Annotated in this window: 10 protein-coding genes; 5 read left to right on the top strand and 5 right to left on the bottom strand. The window is 67.7% G+C overall.

Annotated features, from left to right (window positions below; all coding sequences use genetic code 11):
• Positions 1-48: 48 nt before the first annotated feature.
• Positions 49-2385 (bottom strand): S9 family peptidase, encoded by a 2337-nt coding sequence (locus ASD82_RS08640; protein WP_056717458.1) that lies wholly within the window; start codon positions 2383-2385, stop codon positions 49-51.
• A 258-nt stretch (positions 2386-2643) separates the two neighbouring features.
• Here ASD82_RS08640 and ASD82_RS08635 point away from each other — a divergent pair, with 258 nt between their 5' ends.
• Positions 2644-3396, top strand: coding sequence for a glutathione S-transferase family protein (locus tag ASD82_RS08635; protein WP_056717426.1), 753 nt, complete (start codon positions 2644-2646; stop codon positions 3394-3396).
• A gap of 172 nt (positions 3397-3568) precedes the next feature.
• Here ASD82_RS08635 and ASD82_RS08630 read toward each other — a convergent pair whose 3' ends face one another.
• On the bottom strand, positions 3569-4468 hold the full coding sequence (locus ASD82_RS08630) for a LysR family transcriptional regulator (protein WP_056717457.1): 900 nt from the start codon (positions 4466-4468) through the stop codon (positions 3569-3571).
• 104 nt (positions 4469-4572) lie between these two features.
• Between ASD82_RS08630 and ASD82_RS08625 the strand changes: the two genes are divergently transcribed.
• From ASD82_RS08625 to ASD82_RS08615, 3 genes are all read left to right on the top strand, one after another.
• Entirely contained in the window at positions 4573-5565 is a 993-nt protein-coding gene (locus ASD82_RS08625; protein ID WP_056717425.1) for an aldo/keto reductase, read from the top strand.
• A 122-nt stretch (positions 5566-5687) separates the two neighbouring features.
• Positions 5688-6512, top strand: a complete 825-nt coding sequence (gene queF, locus ASD82_RS08620) for an NADPH-dependent 7-cyano-7-deazaguanine reductase QueF (protein ID WP_056717424.1) — start codon at positions 5688-5690, stop codon at positions 6510-6512.
• Positions 6513-6671: 159 nt separating this feature from the next.
• Complete coding sequence (locus ASD82_RS08615; RefSeq protein ID WP_056717423.1) at positions 6672-7241, top strand: hypothetical protein; 570 nt, start codon at positions 6672-6674, stop codon at positions 7239-7241.
• Positions 7242-7293: 52 nt separating this feature from the next.
• Here ASD82_RS08615 and ASD82_RS08610 read toward each other — a convergent pair whose 3' ends face one another.
• From ASD82_RS08610 to ASD82_RS08600, 3 genes are read right to left on the bottom strand one after another with little or no spacing between them, the layout of a single operon-like run.
• Positions 7294-8358, bottom strand: a complete 1065-nt coding sequence (locus tag ASD82_RS08610) for a glycerophosphodiester phosphodiesterase (RefSeq protein ID WP_157599224.1) — start codon at positions 8356-8358, stop codon at positions 7294-7296.
• 59 nt (positions 8359-8417) lie between these two features.
• Positions 8418-9425 (bottom strand): alpha/beta hydrolase, encoded by a 1008-nt coding sequence (locus ASD82_RS08605; protein ID WP_056717421.1) that lies wholly within the window; start codon positions 9423-9425, stop codon positions 8418-8420.
• Positions 9426-9428: 3 nt separating this feature from the next.
• Complete coding sequence (locus ASD82_RS08600) at positions 9429-11864, bottom strand: TonB-dependent receptor (protein ID WP_056717420.1); 2436 nt, start codon at positions 11862-11864, stop codon at positions 9429-9431.
• Positions 11865-12259: 395 nt separating this feature from the next.
• Here ASD82_RS08600 and ASD82_RS17355 point away from each other — a divergent pair, with 395 nt between their 5' ends.
• Positions 12260-12412, top strand: coding sequence for a DUF3309 family protein (locus ASD82_RS17355; protein WP_200946065.1), 153 nt, complete (start codon positions 12260-12262; stop codon positions 12410-12412).
• Positions 12413-12420 lie beyond the last annotated feature (8 nt).

Below are 12420 nucleotides of genomic sequence, written 5' to 3'. Positions count from 1 at the left end.
TCCTCCGAGTTGGCTCGACGCCGTGTCGTCACGGCGTCGAGCCCGGGTTCAACGCCAGGGCCACGCCTTCAGCTGATACTCCACCGGCGGCGTATTGCCGGCCAGGTACTGCACGAAGTAATCCCAGCGACGACGGGTGGCATACGGAGTGGCTTCGCCGTAACCGTGGTGGGCGTTGGGGATCATCAGCAAATCAAAGTTGCGGTTCGCCTTGATCAGTGCATCGACCACCAGCAAGGTGTTCGACGGCGGCACGTTGTCGTCCATCGTGCCGTGAACCAGCATCAGGTGGCCCTTGAGGTCCTTCGCGAAACTCTGGTTGGCCTGGGCGTCATAGTTGGTCTTGCCGTCCTTGTCGTTGACCAGCAGGCCCTGCCACTTCTCGGCCCAGTCGTCCTCGTAGTTGCGGTTGTCGTGGTTGCCGCTCTCGGCCCAGCCGACCTTGAAGAAGTCCGGGTAGTGGAACATCGCGCCCGCGGTGGCGTTGCCGCCGCCGGAGTGGCCCCACACGCCGACGCGGTCGAGATCGATCCACGGATACTTCTTGCCCAGTTCCTTCAGCCCGGCCACCTGGTCGGGCAAGGTGTTGTCCTCGACATGCTCGAAGTAGGCGTCGTGGAAGGCCTTCGAACGCCACGGCGTGCCCATGCCGTCGATCGCCACCACGATGAAGCCCAGCTCGGCCACCGACTGGTGGTCGGCGCGGGCGGAGGAGAAGCTGCGCCCGCGCACCGAACCGGTCTGCGGACCCGGGTAGATGTAGTCGATGATCGGGTACTTCTTCGAGGCATCGAAGTGGGTCGGCTTGAACATCATGCCGTACAGATCGGTCTTGCCGTCGCGGCCCTTCACCGTGAACGGAATCGGCGGCACCCAGCCGATGGCCTTCAGCCGGGTGATGTCGGCGGTGGCCACGTCGGCCAGCTTGCGGCCGTCGTCGGCGCTGCGCAGCACGGTGACCGGCGGCGTGGTGGGGGTGGAGTACGCGTCGACGAAGGCCTTGCCGTCCGGCGACAGCGTGACCGTGTGGTCGGCTGCCTCCGGCGTCAGCAGCACCGGCTTGCCGTCGTCCAGGCTGACCTTGAAGAACTGCTGGTAGTAGGGATTCACGCCCGCCGTACGGCCGACGCCACGGAACCACACGGTGCGCGTCTTCGCATCGAGCTTCAGCACCTCGGTGACGTTGCCGTCGCCCCTGGTGATCGCGCGCTTGAGCTTGCCGGTGTTGAGGTCGTAGAGATACAGGTTGCCCCAGTTGTTGCGCTCGCTGAACCAGATCGCCTCGTGGGTCTCGGGCAGGTAGCGCCAGTTCACCGCGCCATTGCCGCTCTCGTAATACGTCGGCACCTTCTCCTCGAACACGGTGCGCACCTTGCCGGTGGCGGTGTCGGCGATGCGGAACCATTCGTGCTTGTGGTCGCGCGAGGTGGAGACGAAGGCCAGGGTCTTGCCGTCGGCCGCCCACTTCACGTCGTCCCAGCCACCTTCGGGGCCGCAGCTGACGTCGTCGCACAGGCTGGAGCGGTGCTGGTCCGGCGGCATCTGCAGGCGGGTGACCTTCTTCGCGGCGACATCGATGATGACGCGCTCGATCATCGTCACGTCCTTGTCGCCAACCAGCGGGTACTTCCACTTCTCCAGCTTCGGATGGCCGACCCGGGTGCTGACCAGGTACATCTCGCCGGTCTTGCGCTGGTCCTGCTGGAAGGTGGCGATCTGCTTCGAATCGGGCGACCACTCGACGATCGCGTTGTCGGTGTGCTTCCAGCCGGCGTTGTCGGTGGCGTAACCGAAGTCTTCGACGCCATCGGTGGTGAGCTGGGTTTCCTTGCCGCTGGCGACGTCGCGCAGCCACAGGTTCCAGTCGCGGATGAACGCCTCGCTCTTGCCATCGGGCGACAGCGCGCCCGGTTCGTCGCCGGTCTTCACCAGCTTCGAAAGATCGGCGCAGCTGGCCTCGACGGCGGCGAGGTCACACGCGTAATGCTTGCCCCGCACGCCGACATCGATGCGGCCGTCAGCCATCAGCTTGTAGCTGCGCACCGGCAGCTTGCCGGCGTCGACGCTTTTGCCGCCGACCTTGCCCAGCGCCGCCGCCAGCTTGGCCTGGTCGAACAACGGCGCGGTCTTGCCACTGGCCACGTCCATCCGGACGAAGTGGTCGCCGGAGGCGTCGTGGTCGACGTACCAGAAATGACCGGCGTCGAGCCAGTCGACCTTCTGCACCGCGTGGTCGACCAGCGGCGCGGTGTTGTAACCCATGAAACGCTCTGCCTGCGCATAGTCGTTCGCGCTCAGGGTTCGCCCCTGCGCGGCGACACCGGCGGACAACGACCCCAATACCAGCGCACCCAGCACGCGCGAACTGCCGATCATCAAACTCATGTTGCGTTCCCCTTGCGAAAGCGGATTGCTGCGACTGCCGACCCTGGCCCAGATGTACTCGAACACCTGATGCTAGCCTGCGCATGACCAATGGCACCCCTGCCATTGGTCCCGACTGTGGGCCCATACCGCAAAAATACGCTGCCGCACGGACATCGGTCGCTTGTGACGACCGACCACGGCGCCGCGGGCCGGCCAGCTTGACGCGCGGGCGGCGGCCATCGCACGCTGCGGCATCCGTTCCGGAGGAGATGCCCCGTGACGCAGCGCCTCAGAATCATCGGCAACTACATTTCCCCTTATGTGCGCAAGGTGCTGGCCTGCCTCGAACTGAAGGGGCTGGAATACGAAGTCGATCCGATCGCACCGTTCGTCGGCAACGACGAATTCAGCCGGCTCAGCCCGCTGCGCCGCATCCCGGTACTGGTGGATGGCGACCTGGTGCTCAGCGACTCCAGCGTGATCTGCCAGTACCTGGAGGACCAGCACCCCACGCCCTCGCTCTATCCCCGCGATATCGCCGATCGCGCCCGCGCCCGCTGGCTGGAGGAGTACGCCGACACGCGGCTGGCCGACGGCCTGATCTGGCGGCTGTTCCACCAGCTGGCGATCAAGCGCCACATCTTCGGCGAAGCCCCGAACGAGGTCGTGGTACAGCACGCGCTCGAAGTGGAGATTCCTGCCGCGCTCGATTATCTGGAGCAGCAACTGCCCGACGACGGCTTCGTGTTCGGCGCACTGTCGATCGCCGACATCAGCCTCGCCAGCTTCTTCCGCACCGCCTCGTTCGTGCGCTACGCGATCGATGCCGAACGCTGGCCGCTGATGGCCGCCCTGGTGGCGCAGGTACAGGCCCAGCCCGCGTTCCAGAAACTGGCCCGCTTCGAGGACTGCATGCTGCGCCTGCCTCTGGCCGAGCAGCGCGGCGCCCTGATCACCGCCGGCGCCCCGCTGACCAGCGACACGCTGGGCACCAGCGCGCCACGTCCCGGCCCGCCCCGCGCTTCCTGATGGCCGGCTTTCCTGCGACCGCAGGAAATTCCCTTGGGGCAACGCAGGAGAGGTTCGGGCTACCGCAGGGAGTGCTTCAGCTGTGGGGTTCGCTCTTGATCTTCAGCCCCTCGCCAGCCCGGGCAACCCCCTCCCAACCTCCCCCTGCGCGCAGGGGGAGGAGCATCAGGCTTCAGCGCTGCTCCGCCGTCAATCCCACCAGCCAGTCGACGAACACGCGCAGGCGCGCGGGCATCTGCCGCTGCTGCGGATACAGGATGGTCATCGGCAATGGCGGCGGCGGATGTGCCGGCAGGATTTCGCGCAGTCGGCCGCTCTTCAATTCATCGCCGATGCGATAGCGCGGCATCTGCGTGATGCCCAGGCCGGCCTCGCAACAACCGAGATAGGCATCCACGCCGCTGACGCTGACGCAACCGGGCAAGGTCACTTCGCGCCGCTTGCGGCCCACCATGAATTCCAGTGGCTCGGCGCGATGGGTGGTCGGCGACACCCAGTTCACCGCCAGGTGGCCATCGTGCAGCGCGGCCAGCGACTCGGGCTGACCATGCCGGCGCACGTAGGCGGCGCTGGCCACGGTGACCTGCTGCAATACACCCACGCGGCGGCCGACCATGCCCGAATCGCCCAGCTCGCCGATGCGCAGCACGCAATCGACGCCCTCGCGGACCAGGTCGACGAAGCGGTCGCCAGTGCCGATATCGAGCTGGATCTGCGGGTAGCGCGCGAAGAAATCGCGCAGCGCGGGAATCACCAGCAGCCGCGCCAGCGTCGCCGGCAGGTCGACGCGCAGGCGGCCCTTCGGCTGCACCAGGGCCTCGCGGAAATCCGCCTCCACCTCGTCCATGTCGGCCAGCAGCCGCACGCAATGCCCGTAATAGGTCTCGCCATCGCGGGTACTGCGCACGCGCCGGGTGGTGCGCAACAGCAGTTGCGCGCCGAGCCGTGCCTCCAGCCGCTTGATCGCATGGGTGACGGTGGCGCGCGGCAGGTTCAGGTCGTCCGCCGCGGCGGTGAAACTGCCCAGTTCGACGATCCGCGTATACAACCGCATCGCTTCGAGTCGGTCCATGGCCATTGTTGCCGTTGATTGAATGGTGATGGCCATTATTGAGCATTTATCCGATGGGCGTCCGGGCGCACCATGCATCCACCTTCACCCCACGGAGCGACACCATGCAGACCCGCACGCTCGGCCGCCACGGCCCGCAAGTCTCCACCCTCGGCCTCGGCTGCATGGGCATGAGCGCGTTCTACGGCGCCCACGACGACGCCGAATCGATCGCCACCATCCACCACGCGCTGGATCGCGGCCTGAACCTGCTCGACACCGCCGACATGTACGGCCCGCACACCAACGAGGTGCTGGTCGGCAAGGCGATCAGGGGCCGCCGCGAGCAGGCCTTCATCGCCACCAAGTTCGGCATCGTGCGCGACCCGGACAACCCGCAGGCACGTGGCGTCAACGGCCGACCCGACTACGTGCACGCCGCCTGCGACGCCAGCCTCAAGCGCCTGGGCATCGACACCATCGACCTGTATTACCAGCACCGCGTCGACCCGAACGTGCCGATCGAGGAAACCGTGGGCGCGATGGCCGAACTGGTCACCGCCGGCAAGGTGCGTTACCTGGGCCTCAGCGAAGCGTCCGGCGCCACGCTGGAACGCGCCTGCAAGGTGCATCCGATCGCGGCGCTGCAAAGCGAATTCTCGCTGTGGACGCGCGATCCGCAGGACAACGGCATGCTCGACGCCTGCCGCCGGCTCGGTGTCAGCCTGGTCGCCTACTCGCCGCTGGGCCGCGGCTTCCTCACTGGCGCGATCCGCTCGCCCGACGATTTCGACGCCGACGATTACCGCCGCACCAGCCCGCGCTTCATCGGCGACAACTTCGCCCGCAACCTGCAGCTGGTCGAGCAGGTGAAGTCGCTCGCCGCCGACAAGGGTTGCTCGCCGGCGCAGCTGGCACTGGCCTGGGTGCTGGCGCAGGGCGACGAAGTGCTGGCGATTCCCGGCACCCGCAAGCGCTCGCGGCTGGACGAAAACCTGGGCGCGCTCGACGTGCGGCTCACCGCCGCCGAACTCGCCGCCATCGACGCGATCTTCCCGCCCGATGCCGTCGCCGGCAACCGCTACGTCGACTCGATGATGCACATGGTCAACGTGTAGAGCCTGCCGCGTACTCGTGAACTCCCTCCCCTGCCCTGCAGGGGAGGGCCGGGGTGGGGTGCTTTTGACGTCGAAGTGCCTGAACGCAAGAAGCCGGAGCGCGAGCAGTTAAACTCCACCGCATGAGCACTCCCGAACATTCCCCGCTCGGCAAGGACACCGTCTACGCCGACCGTTACGATCCCGGCCTGCTGTTTCCGATCCCCCGCGCCGACAAGCGCGCCGAGATCGGCCTGGGCGAGGTGCTGCCGTTCCACGGCGTGGACATCTGGAACGCCTACGAGTTGTCGTGGCTCGACCTGCGCGGCAAGCCGCAGGTGGCGCTGGCCGAGTTCCACGTGCCGGCGGCCTCGCCCAACATCATCGAGTCGAAGTCGTTCAAGCTGTATCTCAACGGCTTCGCCCAGGAACGCATCGCCGATGCGGCCAGCCTCACCGACACCTTGCTGCACGACCTGTCCGCCGCGGCGGGAGCCGTGGTGAACGTGCAGCTGCATGCCGCCGGCGGCGCCAGCCTGCCGGTGAGCGTTCTGGACGGCCAATTGCTCGATGAGCAGGACATCGCCATCGACAGCTACGGACCGCCGGACGCGGACTTCCTGCAAGCCGACGCCACGGCGACGCCGGTGGCCGAAACCCTGGTCTCGCACCTGCTGCGCTCGAACTGCCCGGTCACCGGCCAGCCCGACTGGGGCAGCGTGCAGATCGCCTATCGCGGCGCGCCGATCGACCATGCGGGCCTGCTGCGCTACCTGGTCTCGTTCCGCACCCACAACGAGTTTCACGAGCAGTGCGTGGAGCGCATCTTCGTCGACCTCACGCAGCGCTGCGCGCCCCGGCAGCTCAGCGTGTACGCGCGCTACACCCGCCGCGGCGGGCTGGACATCAACCCGTTCCGCAGCAGCACGCCGGCCACGCCGGGCAATCCGCGCACGGTGCGCCAGTAGCGGTCCGCGCGGGGCGTGGCCGCCGCGTGAAAGTTCAGCGGCCGCGGCAACTCCCGGTAATCGGCGCTTCAGATCCGTCGAGCTAGCCTCGCTGCACTGGCCACACCCGCGACGGGTCGCCGCCACGTGATCGACAGCGGAGTTCCCATGAAAACCTGCATGACATCCTTCCCGCGTTCCGGCGCGCTTTGCAGCGTCGCCTTCGCCGGCGCCCTGCTGCTGAGCGCCTGCGGCAAGAGCGAGCCCCCTGCGCCCGCCCCCACGCCGGCGCCGGCTTCCACGGCACCGGTGGCGCAGGCGCCCGTTTCACCGGCGGCATCCAGCGCGCTGGCGCCAGCCACCGCCGCCAGCATCGCGGTTGCCGCCTCCACCTTGCCGCCGCCCACGCCGTTCAGCGTGGCCAAGCTCACCCTGGGCAGCGCGGTGAACGCCGACCACCAGGTCACCCGCCCCGGCGACAGTTTTGCCAGCAACGACAAGGCGATCTACGCCAGCGTCGCCACCGAAGGCAGCACCGGCGGCGCCACGCTCAACGCGAAGTGGAGCTACCTGGAAGGCCAGGGCCAGCTGGTCAGCAACATCAGCCAGTCGATCGCCACCGATGGCCCGGCGATCACCACGTTCAAGGTGCAGAACCCCGACCTGTGGCCGGCCGGCAAGTACCAGGTCGAGATCTCGCTCGACGGCAAGCCGGTGACGAAGCAGCAGTTCCAGATCGCCGCCCGCTGAAGATCCTGGCCGGAACGAGGGGCGAGAGTTGTTCTCTCGCCCCTCAGTCCCCTTACTTGCTGTTGTCCATCCCGTCCAGCGCCTTGCGCCCGATCGCCGGGTCGTCGGTGAAGAACGCATCGATGCCGGTGGCGAGATAGGTGCGGATCTCGGCGATCGAACCGGCCTCGTTGAAGTTGCGCGGATCGATGCCCTGCCACCGGTCGAGCGGCAGGAAATAGTTCTCGGGCCGGAACGTGTACGGATGCACCTCGAGGCCGGCCGCGTGCGCGTCGTGCACCAGCGCGGTGGGCTCGCCCAGCAGGTGGTCGAATTTCAGCGGGATGATCGCGCGGATGCCGGGGCCGATCGCGTTCGCGTAGGTGGCGATGGTACGCAGCCCGGCCGGCGTCATCATCTGCCCGTAGTCGAGCTTGCCGCCCGCGGCGGCCACGTCGTACGGCTGCTCGTCGGCGTCGCCCAGCAACTGCAGCAGCCGGACGTTGCCGTGCGTGCCGTCGGCCAGCTTGGCGTGCAGGTACTGCAGGTTGCCGATCTCGAATGACTGGATCTCCACCGGCGCCGTGCGCGTATAGGCGTGTGCGGCCAGCGTGGCCAGCAGCTCGTCTTCCATCGGCAGGCCGATGCCGCGGAAGTAAGTGCCGTGCTTGATCTCCGGGATGATTCCGATCACGCGCCCGCGTGCCGCCGATTCGGCCGCCACGAACGCGATGATCTCGTCCAGCGTGGCGATCGGGAACTGGCCGTCGTATTGCGTGCTGCGCAGCCTGGGCAGCCGCTCTCGCGCGCGCAGCGTCTTCAGCTCGGCCAGGGTGAAGTCCTCGCTGAACCAGCCGTCGACCGCCACGCCGTCGATGGTCTTGCGGGTCTTGCGGGCGGCGAATTCCGGATGGCTGGCCACGTCGGTGGTGCTGCCGATCTCGTTCTCGTGGCGCGCCACCATCACGCCGTCCTTCGTCATCACCAGGTCCGGTTCGATGTAGTCGGCGCCGTCGACGATGGCCTTTTCATACGAGGCCAGCGTGTGTTCGGGACGCAGGGCGCTGGCGCCGCGGTGGCCGATCACCAGCACTTTTGCGGCCAGCGGCTTCTCGGCGGCGGTGGCGACGACGGGCATGAACACTCCACAGAAAACGGCGATGGCGAAGCATAGGCGATGCATGGTGGCTCCGCCGCTCAGTGTCCGCCGCCCGCATAGGGCAGCCCGACCACGTCGTGCAGGAAATCGCGGCTGCGCCGGTGCACCGACTCGACCGATTTCGAATACACCGACGAGGCGATCACGTGCGCGTCGGCATCGGGGAAGTCCTGCTTGCGTCGATACTTCGCCGCGGTGCCCAGCTGGTCGAACATGCCCAGGATCGCCGGCACCGACACCGTGGGGTCCTGGTTCTTCTCGTCGCGGTAGTAGTAGCCCACGAACGCCGGCGCATGGATCTTCGCGAACATGCGCGGGTTGAGCACGCTGCGGCTGAGCACCGCCACGCTGCGATAGCCGTCCATGTGGATCGCCTTCGACCAGTACGCCGAATCACCCGTCTGCGGCACCACCTCGTCGCCGTGGTTGTAGGCATAACGCAGAAAGGTGCCGCCCCATGGCCAGAACATCGGCGCCAGCCGGTCGTCGCGTTCGCGCACCAGTGGCGACCACAGCACCAGCGCGTCCACCGCCTGCGGCTGTTGCGCGGCCAGTTGCATCGCCAGCGCACCGCCCATCGAGGTGCCGATCACGATGACCCGGTCACCCAGTGCGTGACCGATCGCCAGCGCCCGCGCCGCGCCGTCGACCAGTTGCTGCGCATCCAGCCCGCGCATCGCGTCCGCCGCGGCCAGGCCGTGGCCGGGCAGCCGGCTGAGGTAGAGGTTGCAGCCGAAATCGCGGGCCAGTTCGCGATGCACCGGCGCGCCCTCGCCCTGGCTGGCGCCGAAGCCGTGCAGGTAGACGATGGCGCAGGCGGTGCGCGCCGGATGCTGCGGATCGGCCCAGACGATGCGCGCCTGGTTGTCCGGGCGGATGCCCGGCTGGGCGGCCTCGTGGGCGTCCACCCAGGCCTGCAGCCGCTGCGGTGCATCGGGCACTGGCGGCAGCGTCACCGTCAGCTCGCGCTTCCTTGCGCGAGGCCCGAGCGCCGCGACGGCGCCCAGCGCGAGCACCACCGCCAGCACGATGCGACGCTTGCGCATCGGCTAGAACTTGCCGCTGATGCCGATGCCGAAGGTCCGCGGCGCGCCGGGGATGTAGGTGGCCAGGTTGAAGTTCTCGCCCACGTTGCCGGCATCCACCAGGTACTTCTTGCCGAGCAGGTTGGCGCCCCACACCGAAAGATCCCAGCGTCCCTTGTCGAAGGTGACCCCCGCGCGCAGGTTCAGCAGGCCATACGCCGGCTGCACATAGGCGGGATTGTTGTTGTCCTCGAAATAGATCTTCGAGCGCCACGTGTAGCTGGGCCGCACGTACAGGTTGCGACCTTCCGCCAGCGGCTGGTTCCACTGCACGCCGATCGCCACGGTGTGGTCCGGCGCCAGCCGCAGGTGGTTGCCGGCGTAGCCCTGCTGGCGACCCTGGTTGTCCTTGTCGGCGAAACGCGCGTGCAGGTAGCTGTAGTTGAAGAAGCCGCTGAAGCGATCGCTGAATGCCTGCTGCAACGAGGCTTCGAAGCCCGGCACCTTGGCGCGGCCTGCGTTGAGCGTCAGCAGCCGGCCGCCCTGGAACGCGGTGCTCTGGAAATTGTTGTAGTCGTAATAGAACGCGGAAAGGTCGTAGGCAAAACGGCCACCGTCGCCTTCGCCCTTCAGGCCCACTTCGTAGCTCAGGATGGTCTCGGCCGGCAGCACCACCTTGTCGTAGCCGGTGCCCGCCTCGTTGACGTTGAAGGCCAGCACGTTGGGCCGTCGCCCGCGCGACACGCTGAGGTAGCTGTTGGTGTCCTCGTTGATGTGGAAGCTGCCGATCAGGCGGCCGACCACCGAGGTGCTGTCGTGTTCGTTGTGCAGCCGGCCGTTGGTCGGCACGAACAGGTTGTTCGGTCCGGTGACGCCGTTGAAGCCCGCGCCGAACAGCGCCAGCGTGGTACCGATGCCCGACGCGGGCGAGGCGTTGGTGACCTGGTAGGCGCCGGCCTGCTCCTCGCGGCTGACCCGCAGGCCGCCGGTGATGTCGAAGCGGTCATTGATGCGCCAGGTGCCGTCGGCGAACGCCTCGTACGAGCGCGTGCGGCCGTAGTTGGTATACGCCTCCTGCTCGTTGGTGTTCAGCGGCACGCCGAGCAGCGGGATCGCGCTGTAGGGCTGGTTCGGCTGGTAGTTGGCGTCGAGCAGCGGCGGCGCCGGGCCCAGCAGGGCGATCAGCTGGCGGGTGGAGTCGGACAGCCCGTCGAGCGTCGGCGCCAGCGCCAGCAGCTGCAGCAGCAGGCTGCGTTCGTCGGTGCTGAACGGCACCGCCTCGCTGCCGTTCTCGTAGAAATAGTTGGCGCCGAAGAAGCCGGTGAAGCTGCCGCCGGCGTCGTAGTTCAGGCGCAGCTCCTGGCTCAGCTGGTGGCTCTTCGAATGCTCGGCGAAGTTCAGCATGTTGACCTGCGAACCGTCGGCGTCGAACTTCTCCAGCGAATTGAACTTGCGCAGGCCGGTGGTGCTGGACAGCCGCCAGCTGTCGCTCAGCGCGAAGTCGCCGATCGCGGTGAGCCCGTAGACCTTGCGACGCAGTCCCAGCTGGTCGCCGTGATCGAGATCGGCCGCGCCGTAGACGTCGGTCGAGCCGTAGCGGTTCGGCACGATGCCGCTGTGGAAGTCGGTGCCCGGCGGGGCGTCGCGCTGGTAGTTCGCGATCAGGTCGATGCCGCTGCCGCTGCCCACGTTGAAGTGCAGGCTGGCGCGGATCGCCTTGGTGTCCTCGCCGTTGAGCCGGCCACCGCTGAGGTTCTCGACGTAGCCGTCGTGGTAGGCGTTGTGCACCGCCACCCGGGCGAAGACGTTGTCGGAGATCGGCGTGTTGATCCAGCCGGTGAGCTTGCGGCTGGAGAAGTTGCCGAACTCGCTCTGGAAGCCGCCCGAGTTGCCGGCCTGCGCCTTGTTCTGGATCAGCGAGATCGCCCCGCTCTCGGCGCCGCGGCCGAACAGCGTGCCCTGCGGTCCGCGCAGCACCTCGACGCGGTCCATGTCGAACAGCGACACCATCGAGCCGCGCGAACGGCTGATGTCCACGCCGTCCTGGAAGATCGACACGCGGCTGGCCGCCGTCGCCGCGCCATCGTCGGTGGTGATGCCGCGCACCGCGATGCCGGGGTTGTTCGGGCTCTGCACCTGCACCTGCACGCCGGGCACGTAGCGGCTGAGCGTCTCCACGTCGCTGATGCCGAAGCGCCGCATGAAATCATCGGAGTACGCCGAGATCGAGATCGGCACGTCGACCACCTGCTGCTCGCGCTTCTGCGCGGTCACGGTGACCCGGTTGAGATTGATCGCGTTGGCCACCGACGGCGCACTGTCCGCCGGCACCGGCGCATCGCCTGCCTGTTGCGCCTGCACCGCCATGGGCGCCAGCCCCAGCAACAGGCAGCGGATCGACCAGGACAACCAGTTGCGAGGTGACGCCAGGACGTCTGCACGCGGATTCGGATTCGACATGATTTCCCCAGGAAATGCGCGAGCCGCCAGCGAAGGCGGCGTTTCATTATTGTCGTCCGTGCATGACAGGCACATGTCCCGCTGGCCGGGCCTGCCCCACCTGCCGCAACGTCCGTCCCCCCGGGGTCGATGATGGCTGCCCCGTTGCCACGCAAGCTACTACGGACGAGGCGCGGCAGGCTTGCTGCGTTGCGGCAGCGGCGGGCCGTTCGCGCTGGCGATGCTGGCCGGAAGTCGTGGCACCCGCGAGCGCTGCCGTGACTGCCTCGTGATCACCCGGGCCGCGCCGCTTGACGATTCATCCACCGCGCGCCTGCGATGGTCTGCCTGCACCGCCTCACCGCGGTGGCCGCCGCGCCCATCGGGGGCGCGCGCATCGAGGAGTCCCCATGTCCCTGTCGCTGCTGATCGTCATCGTCCTCGTGTTGCTGCTGATCGGCGCGCTGCCGACCTGGGGCTACAGCCGTTCCTGGGGTTACCGCCCGGTGGGCGGGCTGGGCCTGCTCGTGGTGATCGTGCTGGTGCTCTGGTTGCTCGGGGTGTTCTGACCGCGGAC

The organism is Rhodanobacter sp. Root179 (assembly GCF_001428465.1).
Lineage (GTDB): Bacteria > Pseudomonadota > Gammaproteobacteria > Xanthomonadales > Rhodanobacteraceae > Rhodanobacter.
The sequence above is the reverse complement of the archived record's forward strand: the minus strand, read 5'-3'. Positions and strand labels throughout refer to the sequence as shown.